A 17,413-nucleotide genomic window follows, 5' to 3' on the forward strand; every position below is an offset into this window, starting at 1 on the left:
TAAATACATAGGGTATCTTAACCTCGCTTAATGCGACGTTAACTATTGAGGTTTTACCAATCCTCCTAACCCCTTGGCTTATTGATGTTGTAGGATCTCGTTAAGCTCCCTATCCCTATCATACAGGTCAGCCCTAGTCACTTTAGGCCTCTCATCAAATAGCATGACTACAACCCCCTTAGTCTTAAAAACCCTTTCACCACCCCCTATGAATTAGGGGTAATTTGTGAAACATCTGAGACCCATTACGGCATCTCTCATTAACTTATCCGGTAGCGCATAGTTATCACCCTCCTTGATGAGTAGTGAGTAGTCTAGTAGCGCCTTTATTAACGAAGCCACGGCTGCATTGTTAAGCTCCCTACCCTCCATGGCCTCAAGCGTCCTCTTAATCATAGACCAACTGCACCCATTGATACAAGTCTCCAATATTCTTATGTACCTCCGCTCAGCCAGATGCCTGCCCTCGTTGATGAAGTTGCAAACCTCCCTACGAATTAACTTAACCGCCTCCATCTTAACCTCATTTAAGGCCTCATGAATCCCTACCCTCAACGCCCTATACCCGAACAAGGTCAACCAGCCTGGATTCCCACCAAGCTCCTCATAAATACGCTCAGCCTCATTAAACTCAATGCCATGCTCAGCGAAGCCTCGCCTTAGGAATTCAACCGCTTGATCCCTGCTAAAGGGCCTTAGTGTGATATCTACGTAGGCCCTACCGAATAGTGGTGATTCGGGATACGTTAATTTTAGGAACTTGGTAAAGACCCTGAACTCTGAGCCAGTTATAATCAGTGTTATGTTTCTTAAGTTATCGTAGGCGTAGGCTAATGTAGGCAGTATGTTGAAGCCCTTCGCCTTAACAAGCTCCTGAGCCTCATCAAGCACTATAACAGCCCTTAACCCCTCATCACCAGCCCAATCATTTACTGTATCTAGTATATCGGCCAACATAACCCTATCCGCACCCCATGAAAAGCTCACCCTAAAGCCACTAATGCTCACGCCCCTAATCTTCGAAAGCATGGTCATTAACTTCCTTGACCTAACCCTATCATTAATAGTGTCCTCGAGGGCCTTCACGAAATCACGGTAGCTTACGTAACCCCGCTCCTCAAATCGTCTTAAATCTATGTAGAAGTAGCTGTTGGGCATGTGTTCATTAAGTACAGCCTTAATTAGGGATGATTTACCAACCCTCCTAAGGCCAAAGACAACTATAAGTGGCTCATTCAAGCTATCCCTAAGCCTATTAACCTCACCCTCCCTGTCGAACAAGTCCCTTAAACTCTCCTTAACCCTAATGTCAAAGAGCAGTTACCCCCACCCAACCAGGTTACCCCCACCTAACCTTATAAACCCTAAGGCACTGCAAATAACTTGATTATTTTGAAAAATTAAGTTGATTTAATGTAAATATATTTAAATTAACTCATTTACCTCTTAGACCATTTATATACGATGATACCTCCGTAGATCAAGGCGCCGCTCACTATCAACACCACTACTATGGATAACACTAGGTGGGTTAGGGGTATCCTCATGGCTACTCCGCTGGAGTAGTAGCTGTAGAGTAGTAATGCCTTATTTGTATATAGCTTATAGGGCCAGATTAACAGAGTCTCATTGGGTGGAACCATGGCTTTGAATGTCGTATAGTTTCCCATAAATGATGGAAGTAGAGCCTCAATGCTTGTGGTATTTACCTGCAGGAGGGCCACCGAGTTAGCCTGCGGGACTCTACTCAGGACATGGGTAAGCATTGCCTTAAGGCTTGTGGGTAGTGATGAGTATGGTATAATGGTGGCCTTGAGTGATGCATAAATCGTAGACACTGTTACATTAGCTGGCGTCGATGAGTAGAATAAATATACTGCATTAGTGTTGTTAACCACGTATTTAGTTACACTATCCGCACCAATAACCACTTTATAGGGTGCGCCGATCACCATGATTGCCACTACCACGGTAGCCATCACTACGCCCAACGCCATGAGCGCTATTCCAAGCGGTAGGGCTAGGGCCTTACTCAGGGGTCTACCCATTGAACCACCCGAGGCCCCCTTGGCCTGCGCACCATTTAGTGGTAATGGTGTGGTATGTTTAATTAGTATTGACTGTAAGTCAACCCTCTCCAATGGCCCTATGTAGTGCCAGACCTTACCATGCTTAATGTATACATAGACCTGGTCACCAATTCTCTTAACAATCACCGAACCCTCCATACCACACCTCGGGCATATACTCCTCCCAATCGACCTAGCACTCACATCTAGGCCCTGGATTGCTCTATTTAAAGTGGTAACCCCGGTGGTAAGAAGATAACCTTGTTGGGTTATTCCTTAAACTACCCTTCCAGGGTAAAGGTGCCTATTCAGGTGAAGGCTAGAACGAAGTAAACCTCATAGGGAGTTTTAATTAATTCCCTAAGGTTTAGACCCTAGCCATGGAGTTGCCTAAGCCTTGTTTTAACCTGAGTGAGTATAGGAGGGTTAGGTTGCTTGAAGCTAGGTATGAGGCTGAGATAGCCGTTAACATGGTTAAGGAGGGGTTGGTTAAGAATGTAGCTATATCCACTGGCTTAATTAATGAATTAGGTAAGGTGTATGGGCGTAAGGTAAAGGTTAGGGAGTTGAGGGGGAAGGATTGATGAGGCGTTGTACGTGGTTGCCTTCATATCCATGACTAGGATGTTTGAAGTCTCCAGGATATCCAATAGGCTTAACCCCATGATACCTTACCTAACATTAGCATCACTGGAGCTCCACAGGTACCAGTATAATGAACTTGATAGGGAGGGTGTGTTCAGAGTGTTTAGAAGTGACGAGGATGCCAGGGAATTCACATGCAGACTCCTCAACGACATGGCTGTAGTGTATAGGGAGCTAACTAAGGAGGAATTCACTGACCTAACACAATGCACACCAAAGACACAGACCTAGGGCCTTTACCAGACCCAATGGGGTGCATTATTCAACACGGCACCTTCTTTTTAAATGCCTGTAAAGTGAATACGCGCCAAGTAGGGCTATTGGTAATGAGATGACGTAGAGGGCAACCTTGTTAGTAGCCATAAGCATGAGTATGTAATATGTGCCGAGCGCCGCGGCTATAATTAGTAGGGTTAAAGATGCTCCCATTATAGTTAGGTACCTTAAGTCACGCTTAGGCATAACTATTCGCTGGAATTTAAGTAACAGGCTTTTAAAATTAAAAGTTTTTAAGCCTTGGCCATGTTAACCACGCCCTAGAGCACCTCATCAATCTTCTTAACGATAGGTGCGTCTACGCCATACCCCCTAGCCAATTCACTGGGTGCTTTGAAGGATAGGTAAACCTTCCCACCATCCTCCCTATTAACCTGCACTAGTAGCACTAGTAGGGTACCCTTAGGGGTTATACTCCCCTTTTACAAGTGCTATTTTGTTGCTGACTACAATGATGGTGATGTTTTTAATTTCTGGAACTATAACGCTCGTAGCCTTCTTCATGCGTTCAATGCACTGTTTAAGTTGGGGTGCAGTTTATGGCCAATAGGGTAGTTAATGATGTCTCTTAGGTTCCTAGTAGTCTCAATGCCATAGTATGCACAGTACCTTGATGTGTTTTACTCAAACCATGAATACCTTCATTCTACTTTGCAGTAACGACAAGTTAGAAGATCTTGGCGGTTATGTTGCAAGGAATTAAAATATTATTTTAATGTATATACTTAATGGTACGTTGCGGCTTACTATTATTGCCCTGTTGGTACCTTCAATCCCCTTCTAATGTAGATTAGCATACTGAACAGTACTATTGCTATACCGGCCGCGGCCGTTAAGTCTCCAATCATCCTTAACCAAATGAATTCATCGACAAGGGGTATTTGCCAAAATCCGGGATTACCTGATGGTGTCTCCAAGGTCTTCATGAACCAGTAACCGTACTTGAGCTCATACTCAAATTGAAGTACCCCAAGGGGTAATAGTGATAGAAGCGCCTGCAGATAAAAACCAACACCGTACAGTACCGCTGCCCACCTCATGTATCTGAGCAACCTATCGCTGAATGCACCACTTAGGTAGTATGCCACTATCCACATCAGTATACTTGGGAGGCCATAAGCCAGTGGGAAGGCTAAATGGGCATGTGCCATGGTTGTTTGGGCATCATGCAGGAAGTAGTTAAGTAGAGGTAGGTTAATTAATCCAGCGCCAAAGGCAACAACCCCGATACCGCCACCTATTCCCGCTACGAGGGCGTATGTTAATAAAGTCTTCTGAAACTCAGTCTTTACCTCTCCCCTACGCCATAGCAGTATTACGTATATTATTACGAAACCTAGCGGTATCGCCTCCAGTGTACTTATTATGGCGCCAACGTACATCCAGAATGTTGGTAAACCATTGAAGTAGTAATGGTGTGCAGTACCAATCATGCCGGTCACTATTTCTAAGGTAGCATCCATGCCGCTGACCACTACACCCAGTTTAGGTGGTATTAAGCCAGCTATTACAAGTAGAACAACAATGACAGTGACCACTATGGGCGGCCAGAAACCTTCAACAAAAGCGTGTATAGTCATCCACCTAAAGTACTCATCAACCTGGAAGTCAGGCCACGGTTGAATTATTGGTAAAGCACCTATGAAAGCACCAGCAGCCGTGCCTGCAATGGCTATTGATAGTATTTTAGCGAATGGCTTCAACACTTCAGGTGCGGTTCTAGAGGCTTTATTCCATAGGTACGATACGTAGCCAAGTATCGCAGTTAATAATATAAGCCATAATGTGCCCTGTGTCACCACATCCCTACCTTGAGCACCTATTATGAACCACCATGGTGATGGGATTAATTGAAGATAACTTAACCAAATACCAAATAGCGTACCAAGCGACACAGCAACACCAATAACCATAATAGTTAACACTTGCCTCTTCGTAATATTTAATCCAAAGTATGGAAATACAAATAGAGAGAAGGCAATCCAAGTAATGGCTATCCACAATACGGCCAATGTATAGTGTAGAGCCCTTGATATGTTAAACGGCAGGATAGGTGTTAGGTTAATACCGTAGAGAGATGTATCTGCGTATAGATGCATTGTGTAGGCACCGAGCAATCCCTGAACACCAAGTGCTACGCCAGCCAGTAGGAATGCTAATAATGCAAGCCTCTGGGTATTATCCGGTGGTGGTAGCTGTATGTTAAGTCTTGGCTCATGCCAGTAATCCATGAGCTTAATAACCACGTAACCAGCCATGGGCATCACAATAAGCATTATTGTGAATAACGTGATCCATGACGCATACGTGACATTACTAGTGGATTCAAGCAGTCCAGGCATGTATGGGAAACCGTTTGTGTAACCCTGCATTGCAATTAATGCACTCCACGTGAAATATGCAGCGAGTTCCCTAATATCCGTAATATTAGTGATTAGGTTAGGCTTTAGCCTAAATTCCTCAGAGGCTGGTCCCAACAGCCAGGAATAGAATTTAACTACATTATAGAAGCCTTGGGCAAATTCATCACTAACAACAATAACATCACCATTTGTTATTGGATCAACTTTTAATGGCATTAATTCCTGCTTAATGATAGACATTGCAGTGGCGTTACCCTGAGGTACTGTATCAAAGCCCAATGAATGGGCTGCAGTGTCTTCAAGGATCCTCATGGTGTATGATGTGAAGTCTATGCCGAAGTAACTACCCATACCCAATATCGAACCATAGTCCATTAGCCCATACTTCTGAAACAGATACTTACCTTTAATGACATCTTGACTAGTGAATAAGACAGTGCCACTTTGAGTAACTACCTTAGCCGGTATTGGAGGCAAGTGAGTAAACGTGTAGTAGGCCATGATTCCATAAACTACGTAAACAAATACCGTAACACCCAACACCACAATAGGCCAAATTGATTTACCATTCATGCGGGTCACTGAGTTATTTACATAAGCAGCCATAGTTAAGCGCGTAATCTAAAGTTTTAGATGATTAACATGCAAATACCATGGTTTACTCACCCGGTAGCGTTAACGCCTTAGGCATTAGGCTTAGGGTAATTAATGTGAGTCATTCCTTTTAACTATGATTTAACTCATCATTATTAGTTTTGATACTACTGGATAAGTGCTTGAAGTAAATTTCAAGCACTTTTTAATGCTCTTCCTTAGTAATATACTCAGTGTTGCTGGGGTAATGTTAAGTTCCTTAGCTAAATCGCTGATACTTACACGTCTCTTACCGTTAAATAACCCTCTACGATAGGCTAATTGAAGTACCTCAAGTTGTCTCCTGGTTAAGTTAGTTAACTTAACATTCTCAACCATCATAATTTTAGCATTAACCCCGTTACGGGTGAACTCCCTCATCACGCTCCTTAAATAACCTCTTGATGGTAACAATACCTCATACACCACTACATTATCATTAAGTGGACTACCTTCATTAACAAGTGCTCCACTGTTACCCAACACTCTGCATGATGAGCAGACCGGAGCTTTAATCCACATTAGGTCTTCATTAATCCTAGTAACCTTCAATCTAGCATCTCTCAGTGCATTAATGTGATCATCAGTGAGCATTCTATTTATGCTTACTAAATGTGTTGCCTCATCACCGTTTATGTTGATTCTTATTATATTGAAATCAATATTGAGATTGCTTAGTGTATTCTGAACCACGCAATCATTTCGATAAGCTTTAATCAGTACCCTAATCATTTGCTTAATACCTCAAGCAATCACTATAAAAACTTTAATATTTCAACCTAAGTTCATTTATTACCTTGATCCACTCGTCATGATGCGCACCAACCTCAATGTCTTCAATGCCTCTGCTACTGTTAATGTTGCCTAAATCCATGGCTTGTGGAAATAAGATCCTGTCCTCCTTCTCCATATGTTGATTAAGGTGATCCATCATGAGTCTCAGGTAGTTTATTAACGTGCCTTCTACTGAAGTATCACCTTCACTTAGCTTACTCAACAGTTCTTTATTTAACCTTGTTAAGTTAAATACCTAAAGATACCATGATCCATAACCATTATGCTCACTGGGCTGTTTTCAAAGGGATATAGCCCCATGTTTATTGCAGGGAATAGTATCTCTTCCTCCTTAACATGGTGACATCCATCAACAAACTGTTCGTAGAAATCAAGTAGCTTACCCACATCATGCGTATTTAACTTCCCACTATTCAACATCCTATCCAGTATGCCAAGTGATGCCCTAATCACCTCATGGTTGTTCATCAGGTTGTTGACCAATTCCTCAACGTTAGTGTTAGCCATAGTTAGGCTACAAATATACCTTAAAATTAATGTTACTTAAGTTACCTAGCCCATTAATCCTTCAAGATGGGTATCTTTGATCAATCCCTTCTCCCTTTAAGGGGGTTCCTATCCTTAGTTGTGTTACCATTGGTCACTGGGTGGGTAATTGGGTGGATGGTGGTGTCCTCTCATTGAGTGAATATAACTATCAGTGAGTTTTCCCATAAATTATCAGATGAGGGCAAGTATGTTAAAATGAGTTCTATATCTTAACTACTAGTGAAGTTTATCTCGGCTAAGTTCTCTTGCTAGCCTTACTATTGATTCTATGTCTGGTAAATCCCTTTTGACTTGGTCTGGCCTTAGTCTTGCCTCGTGGAATCCTTCCACATGTAGGATCCATACCCTACCCCACCACCATCTTAACTCTCTCTTACCAATCTTATCTGATGCTGAATCTACCGCATCAAATAGTAGCTGAGTAGTCCACCTATTAATCTCACCAGCTCTCCTGGCTTCTTCAAGATTTAGAGCTACCGCAATGGCTTTCACAGCCTCCTCAGCAGCCTTATATAGCTTCTCACTGGCTTGAACCGGATCCTTATTTACTAACTCCTTGCCCTCATTCAGAAACCTCTCAGCCAACTCAAGATGAGCACTAGTGACTGTAGGTGGATCCAGGTTGAGAACCTTGGCTAAAACATCAATAATATCAATACCCCGTTTCTCTAGTTCAATTGATAGTGACCTTGGGATCTCCACAACATAGTTAGTGAAGGGGCGAAATATAAAGTATTGCAACTAGGTGAATTAAGTTGATAAAGATAAGGAAACTTAACTTGGATAATGGTCTCCATCTACTTCATTCCATTACACAATGTGCTTAAAGTCTTGTTCTTTGAAATTGGAAGTACTTGGTTCGCAGGTTCCTAAACCAAGCCTATTTAAGCTATAGGAGGCTCAAGTACCCAAGGTGTGTAATGAGCAGTTCACGTGCTGAAGTCTGGGTACAGTTATAAAGCCTATTAGTGTGTACTGACTAAATGGTGAATGAATCCTGCGTGGTTGCTAGGATTAGGGATTACGCGATTGCGAGTAATGAGGTAGTTAATGGTAGGGTTTTTGAGGTTGTTAAGAAGATTGCCGTTAACCTACTTAATGAGTGGAACCCGGAAAGGGGGGATTTCATGATACTTAAGGATGATAGGGTTATTCAAATAAAGTTACCGTTACCATCACCTGAACTTTACGATAGATTACGGAACTATAACATTAGGAGGAGTGGTGACTCGGCTGAGGCAACAATACCAGTCTATGAGATAATATACTCCAGTGATTGGGTTGGGGAAGGATTTAAGGCTGAGGAGGCAGTCTTAGTCTTCCCATTCATATCCAACGAGTTAAACACGCAAATAATAAATGACGTAATAAACACTTTGAAGGCCGGGGAAGAGGAGATGGAAGAATTTGAGGAGTAATTAACCTAATGCATTAATGCGCTTCACCCAGCATTAACTCTATGAACTCGGCAACACCCTTACCGCTTGGATTCCTTGTTATTAACTTAGCATGCTCCTTAGCTCTCCCTGTGGCGTTGCCCACAGCCACCCCTAATCCAACTACCTTAAAGGCCTCTGCGTCAATATCACTATCGCCTATGAAGGCTACTGTTGAGCAATCCACGTTAATTAACTCGCAAAGCCTCTTAATGGCAGTAGCCTTACTGCACTCAATAGGCCTAACGTGGATTGCATACCCGCTTGTCTCCACGGCATACGAATCCCCAACCCCCATTCTAATTAACTCATTCTTAATCTTCTCCACAACTTCGTAATTATCACCATTAACATCAAGTGTCATGTCAAGGTACCTACAGGGGTATTGGTAAGTCGGCCTTAACCCAAGTCTCTTAATTAATTCCTCAGTCACATCCCTAGCGCTCAGTGTGCTTAACATGACTGTTGCTGAACCTGCCTTAACTACGCAACCGTTCTCAGCAATTATTGGCGCATCGTTAAGGCCAATGTACTTAGCCAGCGCCTCTGCAACAATTAAGGCATTACCAGTTACTAAACCAATCCTAACCCTACCCCTAGCCCTTTGTATAGCCCTAATGGCTTCAGGATCCAGTGCTAAGTTACCCCTATCTATGGTTAATGTTCCATCAACGTCAAGTAGGAGTAGGTTAATGTTCATACCTATGAAGCCTCGGGTTTGAAGAATTAATAAGCCTTTACTTGATCATTAAGCTTAAGGGCAATTCCTGGATCATACTTAGCTAATGGTAGGTTCAGCGTTAACAGGATTAACCTAGGGTTCTAAGTATTTAAAGGGGGCTTTAATAGGCCTTAATGTGGATAGGCAGGTTAGCGTGGTTAATTATAGAGAATTGAAGAAGATACCGTACATACTTCTCCTTCTTCAGAATGGTGTCAATGACCATGGCTTCACAAGGATCAGTGTAAGTGATTTATCAAGACAGATGGGTACTACACCTCAAAACATCTCTAAGGTGCTTAGGAGACTGGAGAGGGAGGGATACATAGTGAGGAGTAGTGTTAAGGGTGAGGTAAGTGTAATGCTTAGTGAAAAGGGCAGTGCCTTACTGAGGAATTTAATGGACCTAATAGAGAACCTGCTAGGTAAGAACATAACCATAGTCCTAAGGGGTATTGTAGTAACCGGCTTTGGGGAGGGTAGTTACTACATTAGCCTAGAGGGCTATAGGAGGCAGTTCATTAGTAAACTTGGGTTTGACCCATATCCAGGTACATTGAATATTAAGCTGCTTGACCAGTACATGAAGTATAGGTTATACTTAGAGAGAGTACCTGGTGTGAGGATTGAGGGTTTCAGTAATGGTTCAAGAACATACGGGAGTGTTAAGGCGTTTAAATGCACCATAGGTGACATACCCTGTGGTGTATTGCTAATAGAGAGGACTTCACACGGCCCTGAGGTTATTGAGGTTGTGGCTCCGGTTAAGTTGAGGGATAGGCTTGGGCTTAAGGATGGTGATGACGTTACGATAAATATCCTGGTTTAATCAAGTTAGGTCAAACGGTAATGCTTTAAAATGCATAGTTAAGGAGATAGTTGGTGAGCAGAATGGCAGCTCAACAGGAGGCTACAATACTGGTTGGGAAGAAGCCTACAACAAACTACGTAATAGCCACGGTGATGCAGTTCAATCAGGGCAGCAGGAGGGTAATCCTCAAGGCCAGGGGATCAGCAATAGCGAGGGCGGTGGCAGCAGCCACAATGGTCCGCGACAGGTTCCTAGCGGGCCAGGTCGACATAAGGGAGGTTAAGCTACTAAGCGACAAGATAACTGGCCAGGGCGGAAAGGAAAGAGTCGTAGCGGCCGTTGAAATAGTGATTGAGAGGAAGTGAGGCTACCTGTAAAAAGCATCCTTCATCACCGGCGGCTTTTTTGCAGTTTCACCATAAATGTGAAATAAGCATTATCTTTAAGTAGGTTAAGAAACCATGTGGCATTATACGTTATCGGCACAGGCCCCTGGGACCCTGACTTAATCACGGTTAAGGCAATTAAGGCATTAGCTAAGGCTCAAGTAGTATACTATAGTTCACTTGTTAATCCTGAGGTAATTAGAAGATACGCACCTAGGGCTAAGTCAGTGTACATGGGGCACGTTAGGAGTGATGAACATGAGGAGTACGTTAAGGAGGCTATTGGATACGCTAAGAATGGGCTGGAGGTTGCCTTCCTTAAGAACGGTGATCCTTCATTATTCAGTAGGGGTGTTAGGATATGTAGGGAGGCTAGGGCTCAGGGAGTAAAGTGCACTATAATACCCGGGGTACCAAGCTTCACTGCAGCGGCTGCTGAATATGAACTGGAGTTGGGTGACCTAGTGACCCTAGTATCGTACCCTAACGTAACCAAGGGTGTGGCTAGGAGGACTACGGTATTATTCATGGCTTCTACGGTTCTCGATAAGATTAATGAATACTTAAAGAACGGCGCTAAGGCAGTGGTGGTTAGTAGGACAACATACCCTGATAGTAGTTTAATTAAGGTTAATGAACGTGATCAATTTAAGTTGAAGCCACCGATACCATCCTTAGTATTCATAATGAGTGATGGTGATGGAATTAACAGTACCTAGGCTAGTGGTATCCTCGTATAAGGGTAAGTCAGGGAAAACGCTAGTAACCTTAGCAGTAGCGTACGCGTTAACTAAGGCTGGATTCACCCCCTCAATCTTTAAGGCTGGTCCCGATTACATAGACGCAAGCCTTCATGGCTTAATCACTGGTTTACCAAGTAGAAACCTTGACTACGTCCTAATGGGTTACGGTATTGTTGAGAGGTTGCATAAGTACTCCATGGGAAGTGACCTAGCCTTAATAGAAGGGGTGGCTGGACTCTACGATAGCCCTAGTGGCATTGATGAATACGGTAGTACCGCTCAATTATCTAAGGTGCTTAAGGCTCCAGTTCTGCTTGTCATTAATGGTGAAAGAATAAATAGAACTACCGGAGCCTTGATTAGGGGGCTAAGGCAATTCGACCCTAGCGTTAAGCTTGTTGGCGCAGTATTAACTAACGTAACTTCAAGACAAGTGGATAAGTTAACTAGGATTATTGAAGAGGAGGGGCTTTCAGTGGTTGGCTTCATACCTAGGGATGAGGAGGTGGAGGAGACATTAAGGTATAGGCACCTTGGACTTATTCATGCCAGGGAGATGAATAAGGAATGGTTAATCAATGTAATTGACAAGGTATCTAGAAACATAAATACTGATGCAGTACTAGAACTGGCCAAGGAGTATTCTGAACCTTTAAAACTGAACCTTAACATTGATGACTCAATACCGATTACTAGAGGAGCACCAAAGATAGGCATTATGGCTGGTAGAGTCTTCACATTCTATTACCCCGAGACAATAGAGGAGGCGTACACACTGGGTAACGTTAAGTTCATTGATCCTGAAAGGGACAGTGAACTCAACGATATTGACGTACTCCTAATTGGAGGTGGCTTCCCTGAAGTTTACGCAAAAGGCCTTGAGAGTAATAGGGCCCTTAGGTCATCAGTGAGAAGATTCGTGGAAAAGGGTGGTTACCTATATGCCGAGTGCGGTGGATTAATGTACCTAACAAGCTCAATAATCTATAATAATAATGAGTATGAAATGACCGGGGTTATTGACGCATTAACCATAATGCTCAGTAAGCCCATTGGTCATGGTTACTCCTCAGCGAGGGTAATTAAAGATACCCCAATAGCACCTAAGGGTACCGTATTAAGGGGCCATGAGTTCCACTACTCCAAGCTAATACTGAAGAGAGAGTATGAGTTAACGATAGAGTATGAGAGAGGGGTTGGTGTTAATGGCAGAGACGGATTCTTGGTAAACAATGCATATGCGCATTACCTGCATGTTCACCCATACACGTTTAACGTGTTGAATAACATTATTAAGTCATGGGGAATTAAGTCTACTTCTCGACCTTAACACCCCTCCTGGGCCTATGACTTCCCTCCTCGTTCCTAAACCTCTCCTCTAACCACGGGTCACCATTATCATGGTAACCTAGGGACTCCCAATAACCTAACTGAACCTCATCAATGAGCCTCACCTCCTTAACGTACTTAGCCGACTTCCAACCATACCTACTTGGTATCACTAACCTGAGGGGGAATCCATGATCCTTACTTAGTATTGACCCATTCATAGCGTAGGCCACTATTGAGGTATCCTCCATAAGGGCGTTAATGGGTATATTGGTCGTGTAGCCATCAGCCCCAATCACTAGTGCGTATTTAGCATTAGAAAGGGGTTTAGGCATAATGTCCCTAACCTTAACACCTCTCCAAGACACATTACTGACACTCCACCCAGTAACGCAATGGAAGTCAGCGGTAAGATCCACGCACGGTAACTTAGTGAGTATATCAAGGTAACTCACCCTAGTCTCCTGCTCCACTAAGCCTGTGAACAGTAATGCATAGTCCTCAAGGTTTACATCAGGTGGATCATAGACGTTGTACACTATGAACCCCTTAATCCGCCTCTGTTCAGGGGGCCATTCCCTACTAAACATTACCCTACTGCACTCCCTACTTAACGCCAATTTGAATACCTCAGTCCAGTTAACCATTAATTCACTGGGGTTAAGCCCCCTTAAATACTAATGTATTGCTGATTACTGGGGTCCTAATTGAAATTGTTTTAAAGCCAACCCTAGAGCATGCATTATGTTGAATGGGAAAAGAATAATCATAGCTGGAGCTGGACCTGGTCTAGGTTCAGCAACGGCCTACTTAGCCTTAATTAATGGTGCGTCGGTGGTTATGGTGGCTAGGAACGAGGAGAGGTTGAGAAGCATGCAGTCTACCTTATCTAAGTATGGTAAGGTGGAGTTCATTAAGGGTGATTTAAGCACCATGACTGGTGCTGAGAATGCCGTCAAGGAGGCTTACAGTATCCTAGGTGGCTTAGATGGTGTGGTAACAGTGCTTGGTGGGTATACTGAAGCATCACTTAGTGAGCTCACTGAGGAGTCACTATTCAACATGCTTAGGGTTAACTTAGCGGCCCACTTATTCACAGTTAAAGCCGCTGTTCAATTAATGAATAATGGTTCCATAGTAATGGTTAGCGCAATATGGGGTCCGTACCTAAACTGGCCTAACCACGTAGCGTACGTTGCGTCTAAAGCGGCATTATCAAGGGTTGTGGAGACATTGGCTGCTGAACTGCTTAGTAGGGGTATTAGGGTTAATGCAGTTGCCCCAGGGGGAATTAGGCGTGATTTTAGACCTGAGAGGAATTGGAGGAGTACTAGGAGTATTGGTGATTCAAGCGCACCACCGGAGGATATTGCTAATATAATTATTTGGCTTCTCTCAGATCAATCCGAGTGGGTTAATGGTGCAGTAATACCGGCTGATGGTGGGTTTAGATTAAGGCAGCGTTAATTAATGTCGGGTAAAATGCTGATTCTTCTTCTAAACCAATTATATATACTCCACCAGTCTAATTTATACAAGACTACACCAACCACGGTGAATACTACTGCGAAGGTTAATTGAAATTCAAGTCTACTAAGGCCCAGTGTTGATGTTGCGTTGTAGATTGTGTTTAATAGGGTTAGTTCAATGGGTATTTCAATTGAGCTTTTAATCAACTTCCCTAACAGTACGTAGGCGTTAAGCCTACTTAAACTAGCCCCAGCTGCTCCAGTACCAACGTAGAGGTAGTCGTCAAGTGGGATTCCGGGAATTACGGCCAGAATTACCACAACCAGCCAAAGAAAGCCAAGCCTAAGTAACCCCTTAAGAAACGTCATGTTCCTGCTTTTAGCCATAGGCCTCCTTAAAGCCACTCCGATTAAGTATATAGTGTTCTTAGCTAAAGCGGCTCCAAGGGCGGTAACAACTATGAAGAGTATTATTACTGGCGCATTAGGCTTAAGGTTCATTAATATTACTGAAGCGTAGACCGTGTAGGCAGCGCCAAAGAAGGGAGTGGCATTGCTCACTAGACTAACCGCGAACACCAGCATAGTGTAGTAAAGCAGCGTATCCACAATGAGGCGTTAAACCTAATGCATATAAAGCATTCCGTCAAATAAAAGCCCCAATCCTTAATGGGTGTGGTTTCTGCTCATTGAGGTTTACGTTATGTCTCTGGCCATTAAACCTAACTTAACTTAAGGCAACTAGGAACGAGCTAGCTCCCTTATTTTCTGTCTCTTAAGTGAAATTAGTTTATTTAAGGTAGTCTATCTTAACATTCATCATTCTTTAGGGACTCAATTATGTTAAGGAAGTCACTACCTGGGATTACCTTTCCAAGTATAATTGGGGAACCACCAGTTGCTTCCGTATTTCCAACCCTCAGGTGAAGCGTTTCGTTAGCTATAATAGCGAAGCCTAACCCCTCCCTAGCCAGATCATCTATCCCATGATCCTTAAATGTTGTGATTCTAGGAGCTAAATCACCCAGTAACTCCCTTAAATCACTCATTAAGACAGGGTTCCTAGTACCTCCACCACCAATGACTATTTCCCTTATGGGACCATTTATGAATCGCTTAACTTGATCACGAATACATTCTGCGGTAAACCTAGTTACGGTCCTAATTAAGTCGTCCCTTGAGTACCTACCTAAATACGGTAGGATCCTATCCTTCACAAAGCTTAACCCAAAGTACTCCCTCCCAGTGTTCTTGGGGGGTTGCTGTGAGAAGTACTTATCCTGCATTAGTTCAAGGATTAATTCTCTAATCACATGACCATTAGATGCGTGTAGGCCATCCTTATCGTAAGGCTCATTGTAGAAGTAGTCTGTTAATGAGTTAATTAGAATATTACCAGGCCCTACGTCAAACGCAATCACCCTATTTCTCCCAATGTACGTTACATTTGATATGCCGCCAATGTTTACGGTTAATGTCCCCTCATCAAATATTAATGAATCACTTAATGCAATTAATGGGGCACCTAAGCCTCCGGCAGCAACATCATTAGTCCTAAAATCATAAACCACCGTTTTAAGGGTTCGTGCGTAGATCTCAGATACTTCACCAATCTGCAGTGTACCATAATCCCTCTTACCTAATGAAGGCCCATGGTAAGCAGTATACCCTGAGTAAACCACCACGTCATAATCCCCCACGTTGAAACTACTCACTATAGCGTTAGCAAGGAATCTCCCCAAGTCCCAATGCACCTTACTGAACTCCTCAGCGGTAACGCATTCCATGGATGAGACCTTAAGTAACTCCCTCCTCAACTCCTCAGGGTATCTGAAGGACGTATAGTTAATTATCTTGAATTTTACTCTCCTTCCGCATCCCTTTAAATCAATAAGTGATACATCAGCTCCATCAGATGATGTTCCAGTGACAATTGATAAAAACCTCATTCATCTTCCTGCATTACTAAATGTTATTTAAGTTTCACGCATAATCATCAATGTTATTCAACCAAGTCAATAATATTTATAATTACGTAACTTCTTCATCCATCAATATTAATGGGGTAAGGTAATGCTTAAAAAGAATTATTACATAATTAAGGCATGTCTCTACTAGATGTGCTTAGTGGGGCATTAGGATACTTGTTTTGGTTCCTATTATTAGTCGTATTGATACAGCCATGGTTATCGATGAGATCTCTGCAGCATGCTAGGTTAAGGCTTATGGAGATAATTGAACGTAAGTATGGTTACAGGGTGATAACAATGATTCATAGGCAGGAGAAATTCGGCTTTTTAGGAATACCAGTATACCGCTACATAGACATTGAGGATTCTGAAGCTGTTATAAGGGCAATCAGAACAACACCACCAGACATGCCTATAATGCTTATACTCCATACCCCAGGAGGCCTTGTTTTAGCAGCATCACAGATAGCTAGGGCTCTTAAGTCACATCCAGCGAAGAAGATTGTTGTAGTTCCCCATTACGCCATGAGTGGTGGTACGTTGATAGCATTAGCGGCTGATGAAATACTAATGGATCAGAACGCGGTGCTTGGCCCACTGGATCCCCAATTAGGAGGACCTGGTGGTGTGTATTACCCAGCTCCATCAGTCCTGAGGGCTGTTAAGGCTAAGGGCATGGATAAGGTTGATGATGAAACCTTAATACTTGCCGATATTGCAGAGAAGTCTATAAAGCAGGTTAAGGAATTGGTTATTGAGTTATTAAGAGGGAAGATTAGTGATGAAAGGATTGAGCAGGTTGCAGATAAGCTTGTAGGCGGCTACTATACCCATGATTACCCAATAACCGTTGAACAGCTTAGGGAAATGGGATTCACGGTATCAACTAACATACCGCCTGAGGTTTATGAACTAATGGAACTATACCCACAAGCAAGGACAAATAGACCAGGCATAGAGTACCTACCATACCCAGCAGTACCTAAATTCATACCTAGTGAAAGAAAAGAATAATTAACTAACGTGAAGAAGCTACGTAGCAAATCCTAGGTATCTACGAGTAGAGAGAGAATTAATAAACGCGTAGGCCATCAATTCTAAAAGACTGAAGGATCATAGTGAGGGAATAATCACTGATGCCGGGGCCGGGATTTGAACCCGGGCCCCCTTGCGGGGACGGGATCTCCAGTCCCGCGCCTTGGACCAAGCTCGGCCACC

22 protein-coding genes are annotated in these 17,413 nt (G+C 43.1%); 9 read left to right on the forward strand and 13 right to left on the reverse strand.

Translation table 11 applies throughout. The annotated features are described in order from the left end of the window. Positions 1 to 213 precede the first annotated feature (213 nt). Complete coding sequence (locus tag Q0C29_RS01470) at positions 214 to 1,281, reverse strand: ATP-binding protein (protein WP_291998885.1); 1,068 nt, start codon at positions 1,279 to 1,281, stop codon at positions 214 to 216. Between the two features lie 158 nt (positions 1,282 to 1,439). Next, positions 1,440 to 2,273: a hypothetical protein gene (locus Q0C29_RS01475; protein WP_291998886.1), complete on the reverse strand. Its 834-nt coding sequence runs from the start codon at positions 2,271 to 2,273 to the stop codon at positions 1,440 to 1,442. Positions 2,274 to 2,449: 176 nt separating this feature from the next. Between Q0C29_RS01475 and Q0C29_RS01480 the strand changes: the two genes are divergently transcribed. Next, entirely contained in the window at positions 2,450 to 2,653 is a 204-nt protein-coding gene (locus tag Q0C29_RS01480) for a hypothetical protein (protein WP_291998887.1), read from the forward strand. Between the two features lie 13 nt (positions 2,654 to 2,666). Continuing rightward, positions 2,667 to 2,945, forward strand: a complete 279-nt coding sequence (locus Q0C29_RS01485) for a hypothetical protein (protein ID WP_291998888.1) — start codon at positions 2,667 to 2,669, stop codon at positions 2,943 to 2,945. A gap of 27 nt (positions 2,946 to 2,972) precedes the next feature. On the opposite strand, the gene Q0C29_RS01490 is transcribed toward Q0C29_RS01485, so the two are convergent. From Q0C29_RS01490 to Q0C29_RS01520, 7 genes are all read right to left on the reverse strand, one after another. Beyond that, positions 2,973 to 3,176 (reverse strand): hypothetical protein, encoded by a 204-nt coding sequence (locus tag Q0C29_RS01490; protein ID WP_291998889.1) that lies wholly within the window; start codon positions 3,174 to 3,176, stop codon positions 2,973 to 2,975. A gap of 74 nt (positions 3,177 to 3,250) precedes the next feature. Next, positions 3,251 to 3,379, reverse strand: a complete 129-nt coding sequence (locus Q0C29_RS01495) for a hypothetical protein (protein WP_291998890.1) — start codon at positions 3,377 to 3,379, stop codon at positions 3,251 to 3,253. A 360-nt stretch (positions 3,380 to 3,739) separates the two neighbouring features. Next, a complete protein-coding gene (locus Q0C29_RS01500) occupies positions 3,740 to 5,926 on the reverse strand; it encodes a cbb3-type cytochrome c oxidase subunit I (protein WP_291998891.1) in 2,187 nt (728 codons plus the stop codon). A gap of 162 nt (positions 5,927 to 6,088) precedes the next feature. Further along, the gene (locus Q0C29_RS01505; protein ID WP_291998892.1) at positions 6,089 to 6,718 is read right to left on the reverse strand and encodes a helix-turn-helix domain-containing protein; all 630 of its coding nucleotides are present in this window, start codon (positions 6,716 to 6,718) and stop codon (positions 6,089 to 6,091) included. Positions 6,719 to 6,752: 34 nt separating this feature from the next. Continuing rightward, a complete protein-coding gene (locus Q0C29_RS01510; protein WP_291998893.1) occupies positions 6,753 to 6,983 on the reverse strand; it encodes a hypothetical protein in 231 nt (76 codons plus the stop codon). A gap of 20 nt (positions 6,984 to 7,003) precedes the next feature. Continuing rightward, on the reverse strand, positions 7,004 to 7,288 hold the full coding sequence (locus Q0C29_RS01515; RefSeq protein WP_291998894.1) for a hemerythrin domain-containing protein: 285 nt from the start codon (positions 7,286 to 7,288) through the stop codon (positions 7,004 to 7,006). A gap of 258 nt (positions 7,289 to 7,546) precedes the next feature. Further along, on the reverse strand, positions 7,547 to 8,032 hold the full coding sequence (locus tag Q0C29_RS01520; protein ID WP_291998895.1) for a PaREP1 family protein: 486 nt from the start codon (positions 8,030 to 8,032) through the stop codon (positions 7,547 to 7,549). A 281-nt stretch (positions 8,033 to 8,313) separates the two neighbouring features. On the opposite strand from Q0C29_RS01520, the gene Q0C29_RS01525 reads away from it, so the two are divergent. Beyond that, a complete protein-coding gene (locus Q0C29_RS01525; protein ID WP_291998896.1) occupies positions 8,314 to 8,748 on the forward strand; it encodes a DUF2286 domain-containing protein in 435 nt (144 codons plus the stop codon). Positions 8,749 to 8,761: 13 nt separating this feature from the next. On the opposite strand, the gene Q0C29_RS01530 is transcribed toward Q0C29_RS01525, so the two are convergent. After that, positions 8,762 to 9,466, reverse strand: coding sequence for a phosphoglycolate phosphatase (locus Q0C29_RS01530; RefSeq protein WP_291998897.1), 705 nt, complete (start codon positions 9,464 to 9,466; stop codon positions 8,762 to 8,764). Between the two features lie 202 nt (positions 9,467 to 9,668). On the opposite strand from Q0C29_RS01530, the gene Q0C29_RS01535 reads away from it, so the two are divergent. The 4 genes from Q0C29_RS01535 to Q0C29_RS01550 all read left to right on the forward strand — a co-directional run bounded on the left by Q0C29_RS01535 (position 9,669) and on the right by Q0C29_RS01550 (position 12,757). Further along, complete coding sequence (locus Q0C29_RS01535) at positions 9,669 to 10,316, forward strand: CTP-dependent riboflavin kinase (protein WP_291998907.1); 648 nt, start codon at positions 9,669 to 9,671, stop codon at positions 10,314 to 10,316. A 62-nt stretch (positions 10,317 to 10,378) separates the two neighbouring features. Continuing rightward, positions 10,379 to 10,663 carry a DNA-binding protein Alba gene (gene albA, locus Q0C29_RS01540; protein WP_291998908.1) on the forward strand — a complete coding sequence of 95 codons (285 nt, stop codon included), beginning with the start codon at positions 10,379 to 10,381 and terminating at the stop codon, positions 10,661 to 10,663. A 98-nt stretch (positions 10,664 to 10,761) separates the two neighbouring features. Continuing rightward, entirely contained in the window at positions 10,762 to 11,403 is a 642-nt protein-coding gene (locus Q0C29_RS01545) for an SAM-dependent methyltransferase (protein WP_291998898.1), read from the forward strand. After that, complete coding sequence (locus Q0C29_RS01550; protein ID WP_291998899.1) at positions 11,384 to 12,757, forward strand: cobyrinate a,c-diamide synthase; 1,374 nt, start codon at positions 11,384 to 11,386, stop codon at positions 12,755 to 12,757. Before Q0C29_RS01545 ends, Q0C29_RS01550 begins: the two co-directional genes overlap by 20 nt. Here the strand turns inward: Q0C29_RS01550 and Q0C29_RS01555 are convergent. Further along, positions 12,741 to 13,403, reverse strand: a complete 663-nt coding sequence (locus Q0C29_RS01555; protein WP_291998900.1) for a molybdopterin-dependent oxidoreductase — start codon at positions 13,401 to 13,403, stop codon at positions 12,741 to 12,743. The two genes, Q0C29_RS01550 and Q0C29_RS01555, sit on opposite strands and share 17 nt — an antisense overlap. Positions 13,404 to 13,500: 97 nt before the next feature. On the opposite strand from Q0C29_RS01555, the gene Q0C29_RS01560 reads away from it, so the two are divergent. Next, positions 13,501 to 14,223, forward strand: a complete 723-nt coding sequence (locus Q0C29_RS01560) for an SDR family oxidoreductase (RefSeq protein WP_291998901.1) — start codon at positions 13,501 to 13,503, stop codon at positions 14,221 to 14,223. Here Q0C29_RS01560 and Q0C29_RS01565 read toward each other — a convergent pair. Together Q0C29_RS01565 and Q0C29_RS01570 are read right to left on the reverse strand one after the other, a co-directional pair. Next, positions 14,220 to 14,834, reverse strand: coding sequence for a hypothetical protein (locus tag Q0C29_RS01565; RefSeq protein WP_291998902.1), 615 nt, complete (start codon positions 14,832 to 14,834; stop codon positions 14,220 to 14,222). The genes Q0C29_RS01560 and Q0C29_RS01565 overlap by 4 nt on opposite strands. A 200-nt stretch (positions 14,835 to 15,034) precedes the next feature. After that, on the reverse strand, positions 15,035 to 16,174 hold the full coding sequence (locus Q0C29_RS01570) for an anhydro-N-acetylmuramic acid kinase (protein WP_291998903.1): 1,140 nt from the start codon (positions 16,172 to 16,174) through the stop codon (positions 15,035 to 15,037). 156 nt (positions 16,175 to 16,330) lie between these two features. Between Q0C29_RS01570 and Q0C29_RS01575 the strand changes: the two genes are divergently transcribed. Further along, positions 16,331 to 17,209, forward strand: a complete 879-nt coding sequence (locus Q0C29_RS01575; protein WP_291998904.1) for an ATP-dependent Clp protease proteolytic subunit — start codon at positions 16,331 to 16,333, stop codon at positions 17,207 to 17,209. Positions 17,210 to 17,413: the final 204 nt, after the last annotated feature.

Source organism: Caldivirga sp., from assembly GCF_023256255.1.
In the GTDB taxonomy this organism is placed as follows: domain Archaea; phylum Thermoproteota; class Thermoprotei; order Thermoproteales; family Thermocladiaceae; genus Caldivirga.